15 protein-coding genes are annotated in these 17,938 nt (G+C 71.1%); 14 read left to right on the forward strand and 1 reads right to left on the reverse strand.

What is annotated here, in order from left to right; genetic code table 11:
* Window positions 1-35 precede the first annotated feature (35 nt).
* The 3 genes from clpB (at window position 36) to ACWD04_RS18615 (ending at window position 4,891) form a co-directional block, all read left to right on the forward strand.
* Window positions 36-2,636: an ATP-dependent chaperone ClpB gene (gene clpB, locus ACWD04_RS18605; RefSeq protein WP_451133507.1), complete on the forward strand. Its 2,601-nt coding sequence runs from the start codon at window positions 36-38 to the stop codon at window positions 2,634-2,636.
* Between the two features lie 349 nt (window positions 2,637-2,985).
* Window positions 2,986-4,254 carry an MFS transporter gene (locus ACWD04_RS18610; RefSeq protein WP_451133182.1) on the forward strand — a complete coding sequence of 423 codons (1,269 nt, stop codon included), beginning with the start codon at window positions 2,986-2,988 and terminating at the stop codon, window positions 4,252-4,254.
* 70 nt (window positions 4,255-4,324) lie between these two features.
* Complete coding sequence (locus ACWD04_RS18615) at window positions 4,325-4,891, forward strand: YbjN domain-containing protein (protein WP_451133184.1); 567 nt, start codon at window positions 4,325-4,327, stop codon at window positions 4,889-4,891.
* A 72-nt stretch (window positions 4,892-4,963) separates the two neighbouring features.
* On the opposite strand, the gene ACWD04_RS18620 is transcribed toward ACWD04_RS18615, so the two are convergent.
* Complete coding sequence (locus tag ACWD04_RS18620; protein WP_451133186.1) at window positions 4,964-6,154, reverse strand: pyridoxal phosphate-dependent aminotransferase; 1,191 nt, start codon at window positions 6,152-6,154, stop codon at window positions 4,964-4,966.
* A gap of 704 nt (window positions 6,155-6,858) precedes the next feature.
* On the opposite strand from ACWD04_RS18620, the gene ACWD04_RS18625 reads away from it, so the two are divergent.
* From ACWD04_RS18625 to ACWD04_RS18675, 11 genes are all read left to right on the forward strand, one after another.
* Window positions 6,859-7,380, forward strand: coding sequence for a DUF2617 family protein (locus ACWD04_RS18625; RefSeq protein ID WP_451133188.1), 522 nt, complete (start codon window positions 6,859-6,861; stop codon window positions 7,378-7,380).
* Between the two features lie 119 nt (window positions 7,381-7,499).
* Entirely contained in the window at window positions 7,500-9,098 is a 1,599-nt protein-coding gene (locus ACWD04_RS18630) for a polyamine aminopropyltransferase (protein ID WP_451133190.1), read from the forward strand.
* Window positions 9,099-9,182: 84 nt separating this feature from the next.
* Window positions 9,183-9,971, forward strand: a complete 789-nt coding sequence (locus ACWD04_RS18635) for an SRPBCC domain-containing protein (protein WP_451133192.1) — start codon at window positions 9,183-9,185, stop codon at window positions 9,969-9,971.
* A gap of 30 nt (window positions 9,972-10,001) precedes the next feature.
* Window positions 10,002-10,796, forward strand: coding sequence for an aldose epimerase family protein (locus ACWD04_RS18640; protein ID WP_451133194.1), 795 nt, complete (start codon window positions 10,002-10,004; stop codon window positions 10,794-10,796).
* Between the two features lie 30 nt (window positions 10,797-10,826).
* The gene (gene pyrE / locus ACWD04_RS18645) at window positions 10,827-11,366 is read left to right on the forward strand and encodes an orotate phosphoribosyltransferase (protein WP_147958720.1); all 540 of its coding nucleotides are present in this window, start codon (window positions 10,827-10,829) and stop codon (window positions 11,364-11,366) included.
* A gap of 166 nt (window positions 11,367-11,532) precedes the next feature.
* Window positions 11,533-12,564: a class II fructose-bisphosphate aldolase gene (gene fbaA / locus ACWD04_RS18650; protein WP_387391552.1), complete on the forward strand. Its 1,032-nt coding sequence runs from the start codon at window positions 11,533-11,535 to the stop codon at window positions 12,562-12,564.
* A gap of 241 nt (window positions 12,565-12,805) precedes the next feature.
* Entirely contained in the window at window positions 12,806-14,314 is a 1,509-nt protein-coding gene (locus ACWD04_RS18655) for an MFS transporter (protein WP_451133197.1), read from the forward strand.
* 3 nt (window positions 14,315-14,317) lie between these two features.
* Complete coding sequence (locus ACWD04_RS18660) at window positions 14,318-14,731, forward strand: DUF3151 domain-containing protein (protein ID WP_451133199.1); 414 nt, start codon at window positions 14,318-14,320, stop codon at window positions 14,729-14,731.
* A 154-nt stretch (window positions 14,732-14,885) separates the two neighbouring features.
* On the forward strand, window positions 14,886-15,734 hold the full coding sequence (locus tag ACWD04_RS18665; RefSeq protein WP_451133201.1) for a tryptophan 2,3-dioxygenase family protein: 849 nt from the start codon (window positions 14,886-14,888) through the stop codon (window positions 15,732-15,734).
* Window positions 15,727-16,923, forward strand: coding sequence for a kynureninase (gene kynU / locus ACWD04_RS18670; protein WP_451133203.1), 1,197 nt, complete (start codon window positions 15,727-15,729; stop codon window positions 16,921-16,923). The genes ACWD04_RS18665 and kynU overlap by 8 nt, the downstream gene beginning before the upstream one ends.
* A 115-nt stretch (window positions 16,924-17,038) precedes the next feature.
* Window positions 17,039-17,914, forward strand: a complete 876-nt coding sequence (locus ACWD04_RS18675; protein WP_451133205.1) for an alpha/beta hydrolase — start codon at window positions 17,039-17,041, stop codon at window positions 17,912-17,914.
* The last annotated feature ends 24 nt before the right edge of the window (window positions 17,915-17,938 follow it).

The raw sequence follows: 17,938 nt of genomic DNA on the forward strand, positions 1-17,938 counted from the left end.
CCGTGAAGTACCAGCACGAGGAGGAGACAGCGCCCGTGGACGCCGAGCTGACCAACAAGAGCCGGGACGCCCTCAACGCGGCCACCAGCAGGGCCGTCAAGGACGGACATCCGGACCTGACCCCCGGGCATCTGCTGCTTGCACTGCTCGCGGGCGAGGACAACGCGAACATCATCGACCTGCTGGCGGCGGCCGAGGCCGATCAGGTCGCCGTACGCGAGGAGACCGAGCGGCTTCTGGGCGCGCTGCCCAGCGTCACCGGGTCGACCGTCGCGCCGCCGCAGCCGAGCCGGGACCTGCTCTCCGTCCTCGCCGACGCCGACCAGCGGGCCAAGGAGCTCGGCGACGACTACCTCTCCACCGAGCACCTGCTGATCGCGGTCGCGGCGACGGGTGGCCGTGCCGGTGAGATCCTCGACGGACAGGGAGCCAGTGCCGAGAAGCTGCTGGACGCGTTCGAGAAGAGCAGGGGAGGGCGCCGGGTGACCACTCCCGACCCCGAGGGCCAGTACAAGGCCCTGGAGAAATTCGGCACCGACTTCACGGCCGCCGCGCGCGAGGGCAAGCTGGACCCGGTCATCGGCCGGGACCAGGAGATCCGTCGCGTCGTACAGGTGCTGTCGCGCCGTACGAAGAACAACCCGGTGCTCATCGGTGAGCCCGGCGTCGGCAAGACGGCCGTCGTCGAAGGGCTCGCCCAGCGCATCGTCAAGGGCGACGTCCCCGAGTCCCTGCGGAACAAGCGGCTCGTCTCCCTGGACCTCGGCGCGATGGTCGCCGGCGCCAAGTACCGCGGTGAGTTCGAGGAACGCCTCAAGACGGTCCTCTCCGAGATCAAGGAGAGCGACGGGCAGATCATCACCTTCATCGACGAGCTGCACACCGTCGTCGGCGCGGGCGCCGGCGGCGACTCCGCGATGGACGCGGGCAACATGCTCAAGCCGATGCTCGCCCGTGGTGAACTCCGCATGGTCGGCGCCACGACGCTCGACGAGTACCGCGAGCGCATCGAGAAGGACCCCGCCCTGGAGCGCCGCTTCCAGCAGGTCATGGTCGCCGAGCCGTCCGTCGAGGACACCATCGCGATCCTGCGTGGCCTCAAGGGCCGCTACGAGGCGCACCACAAGGTCCAGATCGCCGACTCCTCACTGGTGGCCGCCGCGACGCTCTCCGACCGCTACATCACCTCCCGGTTCCTTCCCGACAAAGCCATCGACCTCGTCGACGAGGCTGCCTCCCGGCTCCGTATGGAGATCGACTCCTCACCCCTGGAGATCGACGAGCTCCAGCGGTCCGTCGACCGGCTGCACATGGAGGAGCTGGCGCTCAAGAACGAGACCGACGCGGGTTCCAGGCAGCGCCTGGAGAAGATCCGCCGCGACCTCGCCGACAAGGAGGAGGAGCTGCGCGGTCTCACCGCCCGCTGGGAGAAGGAGAAGCAGGGCCTGAACCGCGTCGGTGAGCTCAAGGAACGCCTCGACGAGCTGCGCGGCCAGGCCGAACGCGCCCAGCGAGACGGTGACTTCGACACCGCGTCCAAGCTGCTGTACGGGGAGATCCCCGGCTTGGAGCGTGAGCTGGCCGAAGCGGACGAGGCCGAGCAGGAGGCCGCCAAGGACACCATGGTGAAGGAGGAGGTCGGCCCGGACGACATCGCCGACGTCGTCGGCGCCTGGACCGGCATCCCGGCCGGACGCCTCCTGGAGGGCGAGACCCAGAAACTGCTGCGGATGGAGTCCGAGCTGGGCAGGCGGCTGATCGGCCAGACCGAGGCCGTGCGGTCCGTGTCGGACGCCGTACGCCGCACGCGTGCGGGGATCGCCGACCCCGACCGGCCCACCGGTTCGTTCCTCTTCCTCGGTCCGACCGGGGTCGGCAAGACGGAGCTGGCCAAGGCGCTCGCGGACTTCCTGTTCGACGACGAGCGGGCCATGATCCGCATCGACATGAGCGAGTACAGCGAGAAGCACAGTGTCGCCCGGCTCGTCGGGGCCCCGCCCGGCTACGTCGGCTACGAAGAGGGCGGCCAGCTCACGGAGGCGGTCCGCCGCCGCCCGTACAGCGTCGTGCTGCTGGACGAGGTCGAGAAGGCCCACCCCGAGGTCTTCGACATCCTGCTCCAGGTGCTCGACGACGGCCGGCTCACCGACGGGCAGGGCCGGACGGTGGACTTCCGCAACACCATCCTGATCCTCACGTCGAACCTGGGCAGCCAGTTCCTGGTCGATCCCCTGACCGAGCCCGAGGCGAAGAAGGAGCGGGTCCTGGGGGTCGTGCGGGCCTCGTTCAAGCCGGAGTTCCTCAACCGGCTCGACGACCTGGTCGTCTTCTCCGCCCTGTCCGGTGACGAGCTGGCCCACATCGCGGGGCTCCAGGTGGCCCGTCTCGCCGGCCGGCTGGCCGACCGCCGGATCCACCTCGACGTCACCCCGGACGCCCTGGCCTGGCTGGCCGAGGAGGGCAACGACCCGGCGTACGGCGCCCGGCCGCTGCGCCGGCTCATCCAGACCGCGATCGGCGACCGGCTCGCGAAGGAGATCCTCGCGGGCGAGGTCAAGGACGGCGACACGGTCCGGGTGGAACGGGCCGGTGACGGACTGATCGTGGGAACCGCCCCGGAGGCGAAGACCCTCTAGACGCCTACGGTGGCGCGGTGCCCTGTGTCCCCGGCCGGAAGACCTTGAGTCCCGGCCGGGGACACACGTGTGTGCACGGCTCGTTCCCTCTGCAAGGGTGCATCCGGCACGCATCGTTGGTGGAATCGCCCACGAAATTGCGCCGATTTTTTATTCCGTGGCTGAATGACAGGTGTGATCCAATCCGGACCATTGTTCTGGTACCGGGTCGATACATATTCGTGTCCTCGGGGGGAGCCGAGACGGCCGGTGTACGAGTGATCGTGTCGCGCGCGATACGGAGACACTCCGTTCTTTTCGCGGCGGCGACGGTGGTCGTCCCGAATGGGGAAACCGCTAAGGTACGCGCATGACGGAGCGGATTCTCGGCGAGGTGAGCGCGGAGCCGAATGATCGCAGAAGTGACAGTCTCATTCGCCTCAGCGAATTCCGTACCCTGTGGGCGGCTTCCGCCCAGTCGGTGCTGGGCGATCAGCTGGCGCGGGTGGCGCTGTCGCTGCTGGTGTTCGAACGCACCGAGTCGGCCGGCTGGACCGCGGCGACCTATGCGTTGACGACCCTGCCCGCCCTGCTGTCCGGGGTGCTCCTCTCCGGTCTCGCCGACCGTTTCCCCCGGCGTACGGTCATGATCGGGTGCGACCTGGTGCGCGCCGTCCTCGTCGGACTGATGGCCCTGCCCGGCACGCCCTTGCCGCTACTGGCCGGGCTGCTGGTGCTGGCGCAGCTCACCGAGGCGCCGTTCGGGGCGTCGCAGGGAGCCCTGATGCCGGCCGTCCTGGGTGAGCGCCTGTACGAGCAGGGGCAGCGGGTCATGCTGATCACCCACCAGGCCGGACAGCTGGTCGGCTTCGCAGTCGGCGGGGTCGTCGTCGTATGGCTGGGCAGCAATCTCTCCCTGGGGCTGAACGCGGCGACGTTCCTGATCTCCGCGGCCCTGATCAGGCTGGGTGTGAAGGCGCGGCCGGTGGAGACCGGAACCGACGCGCGGCCGAAGCGGATGCACACCCGGGTGAGGAGGGCCGTCGCACTGATCTGGTCGGACCCCCGGCTGCGGTCGCTGGTCGCGCTCGGCTGGCTGGCGGGGTTCATCGTGCTGCCGGAAGGCCTGGCCGCCCCCTTCGCGGAGGAGGCCGGCGGGAGCGCCGCGTCGGTGGGGCTGCTGCTCGCCGCGCATCCCGCCGGAATGATCCTGGGCGCGTCCCTCCTGGGACGGGCGGGCTTCGGCGTCGAGCGGCGCCGGAGGCTGCTCGGGCCCCTGGCGGTGGGTGCGAACCTTCCGCTGGTCGTCTACTGGGCGGGCCCCGGCGTGGGGGTGGCCCTGCTGGTGCTCCTGGTGTCGGGTGTCTTCTCCGCCTACCAGATCACCGCAGGTGCGACCTTCGTCCTGCTCACCCCGTCCGGCCAGCGCGGTCAGGCACTGGGGCTGGCCAGGTCGGGGCTGACCGCCATGCAGGGGATCGGCGTCGCGGCGGGCGGCCTGGCGGCGGAGCTGTCCTCCTCCTCGGCCCGGACGATCGGAGGGGCGGGGCTCGTCGGTACGCTCTGCGCGGTCCTGGTCGCGGTTTCCTGGTCGCGGGCCAGGGGAACGAGTGCGGGGACGATTCCCCTGAGCGCGTAGGACTACCGGCCGCGATCGCGGCTAGGGTCGAAGCCAGGAAACCACGTGCGATCCACAGGAGTACCCAGCGATGTCTATCGACCCGTCCTCGATCCCTAACTTCGGGGGTCAGCCCGAACCGCAGGCGGCAGGACCCGAGGGCCCCGTGGTCCCCGACCAGGACCTCGTCAAGCAGCTTCTCGAGCAGATGGAGCTGAAGTTCGTCGTCGACGACGAGGGCGACCTCGCCGCGCCGTGGGAAGACTTCCGGACGTACTTCATGTTCCGCGGCGAGGACGAGCAGCAGATCTTCTCGGTCCGGACCTTCTACGACCGCCCCCACGACCTGGACCAGCGCGCCGTCCTGCTCGACGCGATCGACGACTGGAACCGCCGGACCCTGTGGCCCAAGGTCTATACGCACGCCCATGAGGGCGAGGAGGGCGTCGCGGCCTCCGTACGGCTCGTCGGTGAGGCGCAGATGCTCATCGGCACCGGCGTCAGCCTGGAGCACTTCGTCTCCTCGACGGTCAGCTGGGTGCGGGCCTCGATCGAGTTCGACAAGTGGCTCGTCGACCGTCTGGGCCTGGAGCCCGACGAGAAGAAGGCCGAGGGCGAGGCCGGCGACACGGCCACGGATCAGGCCCCGGAGGCCTGATCCGGCCGACGGAGGGCGGAGGCCCGGCCCGGGGCGCGGCCAGTACGGCCGGTGCCCCGCGCCGGGCCTCTGTCATGCGCGTCCGGACGCCCGGAGGCTCTTCAACCGGGTGACCGCCTCGGTGAGTACGTCCGTACGCTTGCAGAACGCGAAGCGTACGAAGGGCGCGCCCTGCTCGCGGTGGTCGTAGAAGACCGCGTTCGGGACGGCGACGACCCCGCAGCGTCCGGGGAGCGCCCGGCAGAAGGCGAAGCCGTCGCTCCCGCCGCCGAGCGGGCGGATGTCGGTGGTGACGAAGTACGTCCCGGCGGGCTTGTAGACCTCGAAGCCGGCCTCGGCGAGGCCCGCGCTCAGCAGGTCGCGCTTGGTGCGCATATCCGCGCGCAGCCCGTCGAAATAGCTGTCGGGAAGCCGCAGGGCCTCGGCGACGGCGTATTGGAAGGGGCCCCCGGAGACGTATGTCAGGAACTGCTTCGCGGAGCGGACCGCGGTGACCAGCTCCGGGCTCGCGGTGATCCAGCCGATCTTCCAGCCCGTCAGCGAGAAGGTCTTGCCCGCACTGCTGATGGTGACCGTGCGCTCCCGCATGCCGGGGAAGGACGCGAGGGGGATGTGCTCGCCCTCGAAGACGAGGTGCTCGTAGACCTCGTCGGTGACGACCAGGAGGTCCCGCTCGCAGGCGAGTGCGGCGACGGCCGCCAGTTCGTCCCGGGTCAGGACGGTGCCGGTCGGGTTGTGCGGGGTGTTGAGCAGGATCAGCCGGGTGCGGGGGGTGACGGCGGCGCGCAGCTCGTCGAGGTCGAGCCGGTAGGCGCCGTCGTGAGGCCGGAGCGTGACGGGGACGCGGGTACCGCCGGCCATGGCGATGCAGGCGGCGTACGAGTCGTAGTACGGCTCCAGGGCGATGACCTCGTCGCCGGGCTCCAGGAGGGCCAGCAGGGAGGCGGCGACCGCTTCGGTCGCGCCCGTGGTGACCAGGACCTCGGCGTCGGGGTCGTGCTCCAGTCCGTAGCGCCGCTGCTGATGCTCCGCGATCGCGGAGCGCAGCTCGGGGACGCCGGGGCCCGGTGGGTACTGGTTGCCGTGGCCGGCGCGCAGAGCGCGGACCGCGGCCTCGAGGATCTCCTCCGGACCGTCGGTGTCGGGGAATCCCTGACCGAGATTGATCGATCCGGTGCGTACGGCCAGCGCCGACATCTCCGCGAAGATCGTCGTGCCGAACTCGGTGAGGCGGCGGTTGAGCAGCGGTCGTCCCTGTGTCATGGGCGCCATCCTGTGCCGAAGCTCTGGAGTTGCTCAAGTCTGCTTTGGCTTCGGCGGGGCGCGGGAATCGAACGGTCAGCAAGAAGCGGGGACCTCGCTTCGGGGGCTTCGGGGGTTTCGGGGGACAGAGGGATGTGAGGTCGGTGGAATTGTTCTTCTTCATCGTGTTCCTGTTGATCGTGGTGGTGGGGATCGCTGCCCTGGCCTCTGGCCGGGGCGCGAGGAAGAAGCCGATGGCGGGGCGCAGCGGGCGCGGTGGCTCAGGCGGTGGCGGGGGAAGCGACTCCCACGGCGGCAGCTGGTGGGCCGGAGACAGCGGCGGCGGGCATTCCTGCGGAGGCGGCAGCAGCTGCGGAGGCGGAGGCGGAGGCGGCGGCTGCGGTGGTGGTGGCGGCAACTGAGACGGGTCCGCCCCCCCGGACGGGGGCGTGACGGTTGTGCCTGAGGTGTCCAGTGGGAGTGAACTCCCGCTGGACACCTTTTTGTTGGGCCTGGAACGGGTGAACCGTCTTGCCCCCTGAGGGATGGAAACCCCGGCAAGTTGGGCAAAAACGCTGTGAGTGCGACGTACTTCGTGATTGCATCGATGTGGAGAACATTCAGCCCCCGTGCCCCAGTTGGGCAGGATCGGGCTCCCCTCCCCCGAGTGCGCCGACGGGGGTACCTCCTGTCCGTGTGTTTTTTGCGTTTTGCGGAGCCGATCCATGCTCACCACCCTCCAGACCACCTACTCCGATACCCGAGCCGCCGACCTGGCATGGACGCTCGGGCGGGAGCCGCTGCCCGCCCTCGCCGTACTCGATCTCGAACTGGCGGGCGCGAAAGTGCAATTGAGGCTGCTCGGCGCCTCTCATCAGGTCCTGTTGGAGGAGGGGCGCCGTAGGTGCTCCGAGACCGTCGCCTGTCTGCCGGGCAGCAGCACACCGCTGCCGCTGGGTGTCGCCAAGAGCCTCGGCGACTGGGACTACGAATTCGCGGCGCGCGTCGAGACCCTCTCCGAGTGCTCGTTCGCCGGGCGCGCACAGGAGTTGCTCGCCCTGGTGAGTGACCACCCGCATGGACTGGCGGGGACGTTTCCCGGCGACCCCTACGCCTTCACCGCGATGCTGGCGCAGCGGACGGAGGGTCAGGTGCGCTGGCGGACCTGGCACGCGTATCCGCAGGAGGGGCAGCTGGTGGTGACCCGGACGCGGGTGGGGGTGCGGGTGCCGGCGCCGGTTGCGTGAAGGCGTGCACCGGTCGGCCGGGGACGGCGGTGCGGCGGGCTCGGTGTGCGTCCGGCGCGCGTCACCTGCACCCGCGTGGGTGACAAGCAGCGACCTTCCCGTCACGTAGCGTTCGTTTCATGATCGACCAGCGGATACCACTGCGAGCGGAAGCGACGGCGCTTCCCGTACTGCCGAGGACCGGCCGGTTCCTCGTGCTGGCCGTAGTCTTCATCTGCGCCGCGTGTGGTCTGGTGTACGAGCTGGAACTGGTCGCGCTGGCCTCGTATCTGCTCGGTGACTCGGTCACGCAGGCCTCCGTGGTGCTGTCCGTGATGGTGTTCGCGATGGGCATCGGGTCGCTTCTCGCGAAACGTTTACGCAGCCGGGCCGCCGTGGCATTCGGGCTGCTCGAGGCCGCGCTCGCGCTCGTCGGCGGCGCCTCGGCGCTCGTCCTGTACGCGTCCTTCGCCTGGTTCGGGGAGTCGCGCTACGCGCTGGTCGGCTTCTCGCTCGCGATCGGGATCCTGATCGGCGCGGAGATCCCGTTACTGATGACGCTGATCCAGCGTGTCGACCGGCAGGACGCGGGCGGGGCCGTCGCGGACCTCTTCGCCGCCGACTACGTGGGCGCGCTGGTCGGCGGTCTCGCCTTCCCGTTCGTGCTGCTGCCGATGATGGGCCAGCTGACCGGGGCGCTGTTCACCGGCGCGGTGAATGTGGCGGCGGGCGGCGCGCTGGTGCTGTGGGTGTTCCGGCGCGATCTGAGCCCGCGGTCACGCCGGCTTCTCGTCGTCGTCGACGTCGCGGTGATCGTCCTGCTGGCCACCGCCTCCGCCCTGGTCGACGACTTCGAGCGGGCGGCGCGGCGCGCGGTGTACGGCGACGAGGTGCGCGTCGCCCAGCAGACCGAGGTACAGGAGATCGTCCTCACCGGTTCGGGGCGCGGCACGCTCGACCTCTATCTGGACGGCCGGCTCCAGGTCAGCTCCCGGGACGGACACCGCTACCACGAGGCGCTCGTCCATCCGGCGATGAACGGGAAGCACCGGCGGGTGCTCATCCTGGGCGGGGGCGACGGACTGGCCGCCCGTGAGGTGCTGCGTTATCCGGATGTCACGTCCGTCGTGGTGGTCGAACTCGATCCGGCCGTCACCCGGCTGGCCCGCACGGACCCCGCGCTCTCCGGGTTGAACGGGCAGGCGTTCGAGGACCCCCGGCTGACGACGGTCGCCGGGGATGCCTTCACCTGGCTGCGGGCCACGCGCGACCGCTACGACGTGGTGATCTCGGACCTTCCGGATCCCGGGATCACGGAGAGAACGAAGCTCTACGCCGCCGAGTTCTACGGGCTGGTCGCCGGTGCGCTGGACCCCGGCGGCCGACTGGTGGTGCACGCGGGGCCGCCGAGCAGCAGACCGACGACGTTCTGGACGGTGGAGGCGTCGGTACGGGCGGGCGGCCTGGAGACCCGGCCGTACCGCGTCGACGGGCGACCCACCGGTTTCGCGGCCCGCCCGGGCCGGCCTGCGAAGGGGGCGGAGGCGCCGCGGGACTGGGGATTCGTGCTGGCCGCCCGGCAGTCGGTGGGCCGGCTCGGCATGGCCCCCGGGGCGCCCGCCCTGCGGACCCTGGCGGAGCGGGAGCTGCTGGCCGGCCGGCGCTCGGCGGAGCGGGTACGGCAGCACGGGGTGCTGCCGTCGACACTCGTCCACCCGCGGTACCGGGAAGCACCCTGAGCACGGCGGCGCGGCGCGGTCCGCACGGTGTCCGGGGGGCGGAAGCGCTGACGGGACGGCCGGGGCTGAGTAGGCTCGGTCGGTATGGAGCATGAGGTGTTCGTTCCGGTTCCGGTCTCGGCCCTGCGTCGGACGCTGGGTGATCCCGCCCGCGTCGCGCGCTGTGTGCCAGGACTTCAGCAGGATGCCGACGCGTCGGCGGGCCCGCTGGCGGGCCGGCTGAAATTCCGGGCCGACGGCCACACGATCACGTACCGCGGCGCGCTGACGCTGCGCCCCTCCGTCGGGGGTGACTCCTTCTCCGTGACCGGGGAAGGGGCGGAGGCCCGGGGCGCGGGCTCGGCGAAGTTGGAACTGACCGTAAGCCTCACGAAGACGGACGGTGGAACGACGATCGCCTTCACCGGCACGGCGAGCGGTGACGGCCGCATCGTGGACCTGGACGCTTCTGCGGCACTCGCTGCGGCTCAGCGGCTGCTGGACCGTTTCACGCAGCAGCTGGTGACGGAGTCCCTGGCGACGCGGGACGGTGCGCCGGAGCCGTCCGAGGCGTCGTCTCCCGCGCCGGATGCGTCTGCCGAGCCGGAGCCCGGGGCCGACGCGCCCGTGCCGCCGCCGCTCGACCCGTCCGCGGAGCTGGAATTCATCGTGCCGGACGAGCCGCCCGCCGAGGCCGCGCACGCCCGCCGCACGATGATCGGCCGGAGTACGGAGGAGGTCGACCACGCCCCGCCACGCGGCCGGTACGCCCCCGTGCCGTCGCCCGAGTCGGGCGCCGTCGGCATCACGCTGCGCTGGGCCGCCCCGGCAGCCGCCCTGGCGATCGCCTCGGCCGTGGTGGTGGGCAGGGCACTGCGGCGCAGGAGGCCGTGAAGAGCCGCCCCGCGCCAGTAGTGTCGGGGGGTGAGCAGAGTTGTGAAGAACGCCCGGCTGACCGCCGGCGACGTCGAATTGACCGTTGACCCCGTTCATGGCTGCCGGATCAGCAGCCTGCGGATCGGGGGCACCGAACTGCTGCGCCAAGGCGAGCGGTACGGCTGTTTCCCCATGGTGCCCTGGTGCGGCCGCACCGAGAACGGCCTGTTCCGCAACGGTGGCGAGCCGCACCGGTTGCCGCTGAACTCCCCGCCGCACGCCATTCACGGCACCGGCCGCGACCTCGCCTGGAAGCTTGCCCGGCAGGACGAGGCCGAGGCGGCCTTCTTCTACGACCTGGCCGACCCGTGGCCGTACGAGGGCCGGGTGACGCAGTCCTTCGAGCTGACCGAGGAATCGCTGACGCTGAGCCTCGGCATCGAGACGTACGGGGACTCGTTCCCCGCGCAGGCCGGGTGGCACCCCTGGTTCCTCCGGAACCTCGGAGGCCAGGACGTGCGGATCGCCTTCGACGCGGCCTGGCAGGAGGAGCGTGGCGACAACCACCTGCCGACCGGCCGCCGGATCGAGCCCCTGCCCGGCCCCTGGGACGACTGCTTCGCGATGCCCGCCGGCGTCGACGTGAAGCTCACCTGGCCCGAGCAGCTGGAGCTGAGGGTCAAGAGCCGCGACGAGTGGGTGGTGATCTACGACGAACAGGCCGAGGCGGTCTGCGTCGAGCCGCAGTCCGGGCCGCCGAACGGACTGAACACGGCCCCCCGGCTGGTCACCCCGATCGAGCCCCTGGAGATCACATCGACGTGGAGCTGGGTACGGCTCTGACCCCGCACGGCAGCGCTTACCCTCGTTGACATGACTGACGTACGCGCTGAGCTGCTCCAGCAGATCAAGGACAAGGCCGTGGTACACGGCAAAGTGACCCTCTCCTCGGGTCTGGAAGCCGACTGGTACATCGACCTGCGCCGGATCACGCTGGACGGCAAGGCCGCGCCGCTGGTCGGCCAGGTGATGCTCGACGCGACCGCCGAGCTGGACTACGACTGCGTCGGCGGCCTGACGCTGGGCGCCGACCCGGTGGCCACCTCGATGCTGCACGCCTCCGCGGCGCGCGGGAAGAGCCTGGACGCATTCGTCGTCCGCAAGGCGCAGAAGGCCCATGGGATGCAGCGCCGCATCGAGGGTACGGACGTCAAGGGCCGTCGCTGCCTCGTCGTCGAGGACACCTCGACGACCGGGGGCTCGCCGCTGACCGCGGTCGAAGCGGTGCGGGAGGCCGGCGGCGAGGTCGTGGCCGTCGCCGTGATCGTCGAGCGCGGCGCCGCCCCGGCGATCGCCGAGGCCGGTCTGCCGTACGTCCACGTCTACTCGGTGGCGGACCTCGACCTGGCCTGACCTCGGGCTTCCTCGTTGCGCTCCCCGTTTCACGTGAAACGGGGAGCACAACTCGACGGGCAGCGTGGAGCCGAAGCGAGAGTCTGGGAAGATGAGGGCGACGATGACGTCGCCCCCAGGTCAGGGACCAAGCACTGCACACCCGCACATCCCAAGGAGCGGACAGATGCCCATCGCAACCCCCGAGGTCTACGCCGAGATGCTCGACCGGGCGAAGGCAGGCAAGTTCGCCTACCCGGCCATCAATGTGACGTCGACCCAGACCCTGCACGCTGCACTGCGCGGCTTCGCGGAGGCGGAGAGCGACGGCATCGTCCAGATCTCCACCGGTGGCGCCGAATTCCTGGGCGGCCAGTACAACAAGGACATGGTGACGGGCGCCGTAGCCCTGGCCGAGTTCGCGCACATCGTCGCCGCCAAGTACGACATCACGGTCGCGCTGCACACCGACCACTGCCCCAAGGACAAGCTGGACGGTTATGTACGTCCGCTCCTCGACGTCTCCGCGGAGCGCGTCGCCAAGGGTCTGAACCCGCTGTTCCAGTCCCACATGTGGGACGGCTCGGCCGAGACCCTCGCCGACAACCTGGCCATCGGCCAGGAGCTGCTGGCCAAGGCCGCCGCCGCCAAGATCATCCTCGAGGTCGAGATCACCCCGACCGGCGGCGAGGAGGACGGCGTCACGCACGAGATCAACGACGAGCTGTACACGACCGTCGACGACGCGCTGCGTACGGCGGAGGCGCTCGGCCTGGGCGAGAAGGGCCGCTACCTGCTGGCCGCGTCCTTCGGCAACGTCCACGGTGTGTACAAGCCGGGCAACGTCGTCCTGCGTCCGGAGCTCCTCAAGGACCTTCAGCAGGGTGTCGCGGCCAAGTACGGCAAGCCCGCCGGAAGCCAGCCGTTCGACTTCGTCTTCCACGGCGGGTCGGGCTCCACGGCTGAGGAGATCGCCACCGCGCTGGAGAACGGCGTCGTCAAGATGAACCTCGACACCGACACGCAGTACGCCTTCACCCGCCCGATCGTGGACCACGTGTTCCGCAACTACGACGGCGTGCTGAAGGTCGACGGCGAGGTGGGCAACAAGAAGGTCTACGACCCGCGTAGCTGGGGCAAGTCCGCCGAGGGCGGCATGGCCAAGCGGGTCACCGAGGCCTGTGCCAACCTGCGTTCCTCGGGCACCAAGCTGAAGTAGGCACGGTTGAACGGGCGGGCCCGGTTTCCCTTCGGCCCTTCGGGGGCCGGGCCTGCTGCGTGTCCGCTGCTGCGCGGGGCTCGTCCCTGCCCGCCCCTTCCCCGAAACCGGGGCTCCACCCCGGCCTCCGGCCCATGAACGCCGGAAGGGCCGGCGGGCTGAGGCGGAACACCGGAAGGGCCGGCGTGCGGCTGGGGGTGCATCTGTGGCCGAGCGGTCGGGCAGCGGTGATCCTGCTCGTATGACTGACGTGGACCATGCGTACACAGCGGACGAGGGCGGGATCCGGGTTGCCTCGCCCGTGGGGCGATGGGTCGTCCTGACCACCGTGCTCGGGTCCAGCATGGCTCTGCTCGACTCCACGGTCATCAATGTGGCCCTGCCCCGCATCGGCGAGGACCTCGACACCGACCTGGCCGCGCTCCAGTGGACCGTCAACGCCTACATGCTGACGCTCGCCGGGCTGATCCTGCTCGGCGGCGCGCTCGGTGACCGGTACGGCAGGCGGCGGGTGTTCGTCGTCGGCGTCGTCTGGTTCGCCCTGGCTTCGCTGGGGTGCGGGATCGCGCCGACCGCGGAGGTTCTGGTCGTCGCGCGGGCGTTGCAGGGTGTCGGCGGCGCGCTGCTCACCCCCGGTTCGCTGGCGATCATCCAGGCGAGCTTCCACCCCGACGACCGAGCCCGTGCCGTGGGGCTCTGGTCGGGGCTCGGCGGGGTCGGGGCGGCCGTCGGACCGTTCCTCGGAGGGTGGCTGGTGGACGGGCCGGGGTGGCGATGGGTCTTTCTGCTCAATCTGCCGCTCGCCGCCGTCTGTGTGCCCGTGGCCCTGCGCCACGTACCGGAGTCGCGGGACCCGGATACCCACGGACGCTTCGACGTGCTCGGTGCCGCGCTGGCCGCGCTCGCGCTCGCCTTCGTCACCTATGCGCTGATCGAGGTACCGGACCAGGGCGCGTCCGTCATGGTCATCGGCGCGGCGGTCGGCGGCGTGGTGCTGGGGGCGGCCTTCGTACGGGTGGAGCGGCGCCGGGCCGACCCCATGGTGCCGCCGTCGGTCTTCGCGTCCCGGCAGTTCACGGCGGTCAACCTCGTCACCCTCTGTGTGTACGCGGCCCTCGGCGGGTTCTTCTTCCTGTCCGCGATCCAGCTCCAGGTGGTCGCCGGTTACTCGGCGCTGGGCGCGGGCACCGCGCTCCTGCCCACGACGGTGCTGATGCTGCTCTTCTCCGCGTCCGCGGGCGACCTCGGCCGGCGCCTCGGGCCGAGGATCCCGCTCACCGTCGGCCCGCTGCTTGCGGCAGCCGGGATGCTCCTGATGCTGAGGGTCGGCACCGGCGCCTCCTACCTGGCGGACGTCCTGCCCGCTGTGCTGGTGCTCGGCCTCGGCATGGTCACCCTCGTGGCGCCTCTCACGGCGAGCGTCCTGGCCGCCGTGGACACCGGCCGGGCCGGGCTCGCGAGCGGCATCAACAACGCGGCGGCGCGGGCCGCCGGGCTGCTCGCGGTGGCCGCGCTCCCGCTGCTGGCCGGGATGGGACCGGAGGCCTACCGCGACGCGGGGGAGTTCGCCTCGACGTTCCGGAGGGCCATGCCGATGTGCGCCGGGCTGCTGGTGGCGGGTTCGGTGATCGCCTGGTGGGCCCTGCGGAAGGCTCCGGAGCCCGGACGCGAGCGGCAGCCGCAGTGCGCGACGCACTGCGGCGTCACCGCCCCGCCTTTGGAGCCGGACCCCGGACCCAGGCACACTTGAGCCATGTCCATCCACGAGAACCTGCTCGGGGGCCCTCCCCCGACCCATCTGCCCGACGACCCGGAGCCGCGCGAGCTGCTCGCCGGAGGCGCGGCACCCGCCGACGTCGCGGCCAAGTACCCCAAGTGGTCGCTGGCCTGGGCCCAGCTCGCCGACGAGGCGTACGAGGGCGGCCGGGTCATCGAGTCGTACGCGTACGCGCGCACCGGCTATCACCGTGGTCTCGACGCCCTGCGCCGCGCGGGCTGGAAGGGCCACGGCCCCGTCCCGTTCGAGCACGAGCCGAACCGCGGCTTCCTGCGTGCCCTGCACGCCCTCGCGCGCGCCTCGCAGGCGATCGGTGAGCAGGACGAGTACGAGCGCTGCTCGGCCTTCCTGCGGGACTCCTCGCAGACGGCGGCCGACACCCTGGGCTGAGTACCCCGCTTCCCCCGGGCCCCGCAGGCCGCACGCCTGCGGGGCCCGGCGCATGCCGCGCGAGGCCGTTAGGATGCCGGCAGGGGACCGGAGCTCCACCACCTCAGAGGAAGGGGCGGACCGCTACCCGGAAGCTCGTGTCGAGGAGACAGAAATGTCGACGATTCACCCCGACCCCGAAGCCACCGGTGCGGACAACCCGTACCTGGATTTCGCGGGAACGACTCCGTACGAGGACTACGTCCAGGCGGATGTACTGACCCACCTCCAGCACCTGCGCTCGGACGATCCCGGCGAGATGGTCTTCCTGGTCACCACCCAGGTCATGGAGCTGTGGTTCACGGTCATCGTCCATGAGTGGGAGACGGCGGCGCACGCCCTGCGCGAGGACCGCGTCCCGGCCGCGCGCGACGCCCTGAAGCGCTCGCTGCGGGAGCTGGAGGCGCTGAACGCCTCCTGGAAGCCGCTGGCCGGCCTCACCCCCGCCCAGTTCAACTCCTACCGAGGCTCCCTCGGCGAGGGATCCGGCTTCCAGTCGGCGATGTACCGCCGGATGGAATTCCTGCTGGGCGACAAGTCCGCCTCCATGCTCGTGCCGCACCGGGGCGCGCCCCGTGTACACGCCGAGCTGGAGAAGGCGCTCCACGATCCCGGCCTGTACGACGAGGCGCTCGCCCTGCTCGCCCGTCGGGGATACGCCGTGCCTGAGTCGGTGCTCGAGAGGGACCTGGCGCAGAAGTACGAGCCGTCCCCCGCCGTCGAGGCGGTCTGGGCGGAGATCTATGCCAACGCGGACCAGAACGACGAGCTCGTACGGCTCGGCGAGGTGCTCACCGATGTCGGCGAGCTGGTGTGGCGCTGGCGCAACGACCACCTGACCGCCACCCGGCGGGCGATGGGGTCGAAGACCGGAACCGGCGGGTCGGCCGGGGTGGCCTGGCTGGAGAAGCGGGCGACCAAGAGCGTGTTCCCCGAGCTGTGGACGGCGCGTAGCCATGTCTGACTTCAAGGAGCGCGCCGAGGCGCTCGACACCGCCGACGGACTGCTCGCACTGCGCGAGCTGTTCACCCTCGACGACATCGTCTACCTCGACGGCAACTCGCTGGGCGCGCTGCCCCGCCACGTCCCCGCGCGTATGCAGGACGTCATCACGCGTGAGTGGGGCGCGCTGCGCATCCGCTCCTGGGACGAGCGCGGCTGGTGGACCGCGCCCGAGCGGATCGGCGACCGGATCGCCCCGCTGGTCGGGGCGGCCGCCGGACAGGTCGTGGTGGGCGATTCCACCAGCGTGAACGTCTTCAAGGCGGTCGTCGCGGCGAACCGTCTCGCGGGCGACGGGCGCGACGAGATCCTCGTCGATTCCACGACCTTCCCGACCGACGGATACATCGCCGGGTCGGCGGCGCGCATGACGGGCCACCGCGTCGTCCCGGTCGCCCCGTCCGACGTGCCGGCCGCACTCGGACCGCGCACGGCGGCCGTTCTCCTGAATCACGTCGACTACCGCACCGGCAGGCTCCACGACCTGCCCGGCCTCACCGCCGCCGCCCACGAGGCGGGCGCCCTCGCCGTCTGGGACCTGTGCCACAGTGCGGGTGCCCTGCCGGTGGGCCTCGACGCACACGGCGTGGACCTGGCCGTCGGCTGTACGTACAAGTACCTGAACGGCGGTCCCGGCTCGCCGGCCTACCTGTACGTGGCCGAGCGTCACCAGGCGGCTTTCGACTCGCCCCTGCCCGGGTGGACCTCGCACGCCGATCCGTTCGGGATGACTCCCGGATACGCCCCCGCGGACGGTTCCGTACGCGGCCGGGTCGGTACGCCGGACATCCTGTCCATGCTGGCCCTGGAGGCGGCGCTGGACGTGTGGGACGGCGTGTCGGTGGACGCCGTACGGGCCAAGTCGCTGGCGCTGACGGACTTCTTCCTGGAGTGCGTCGCCGCCTACGTGCCCGACGGCAGGGTCGCATCCGTCACCCCGTCCGCCCACGCGGAGCGCGGCAGCCAGGTCTCGCTGCGGTGCGAGGACGCTGCGGAGACGGAAGCGGTCATGCGCGCGCTCATCGAGCGTGGCGTGGTCGGCGATCTGCGCCGCCCGGACGTCCTGCGCTTCGGTTTCACCCCGCTGTACGTCGGTTTCGCCGACGCGGAACGGGCGGCGCGGATCCTCGCCGAGGTACTGGCGGACTGAGCGTCAGTCGCCGTGCGGGCCCACACTCCGGGCCCGTACGGCGGCGGTTCGTCGTACTGGTACCGTCCCCGCAGGTCAGTCCAGTTGGGCACGGGCCCAGGACGGTTGGAGCAGCATGTCGGATTCTGCCGCGCGTGAACGCGACGCCGCCGAGACGGAGTCGGCGTTCGCGCATCCGGTCGTCGCCCCTGACGGGTCCGCGGCCTATGGGGACCACCCCGACCAGGTGATCGACTTCTTCGCGCCGAGGGACGGCCGGGCCGGGGTGCCGCTCGTGGTCCTGCTGCACGGCGGGGCCTGGCGGGCGCCCTACGACCGGCAGCACATGTCGCCGTTCGCGGACTTCCTCGCGCGCCGGGGCTTCGCCGTGGCCAGCGTCGAGTACCGGCGTGGCGGTGAGATCCCGCAGCAGGGGACGGCGGGTCCGGTCGCGGGGCGCTGGCCCGAGACCTTCGACGACGTATCCGCTGCGATGGATGCCCTGCCGGCGCTGGCGGCCCGGGAGCTGCCGGGGGCGGACCTCCGTAGGACCGTGGTCACCGGGCACTCGGCGGGCGGGCAGCTCGCCCTGTGGGCGGCCGCGCGGCATGTGCTCCCGGAGGGTTCGCCGTGGCGGCTGCCCGTGGCGCCGCCGCTGCGCGGGGTCGTCGCGCTGGCACCCATCGGGGACTTCGCGAGCGCGGTGGAGCTGGACGTCTGCGCGGGTGCGCTGCACCAGCTCCTGGGCGGCGAGGAGAACTTCGAGGCCCGGAGCGCGCACGTCGATCCGGCCCTGCTGCTGCCGACCGGGATCGCGACGGCTGTCGTCCAGGGCGTGGACGACATCACCGTGCCGCAGGCCGTCACGGATGCGTTCGTGGACGCGGCGGCGAAGGCCGGGGAGATGGTGGGGCTCACGCTGCTGGACGGGGTGGGGCACTTTCCGCTCATCGATCCGTCGGCGGACGCGTGCGCCGTGGTGGCCGAGGAGATCGCCCAGCTGGCCTGGTAGTACTTGCGACGGACGGCGAAGGAT

The organism is Streptomyces sp. NPDC002911, assembly GCF_053591835.1.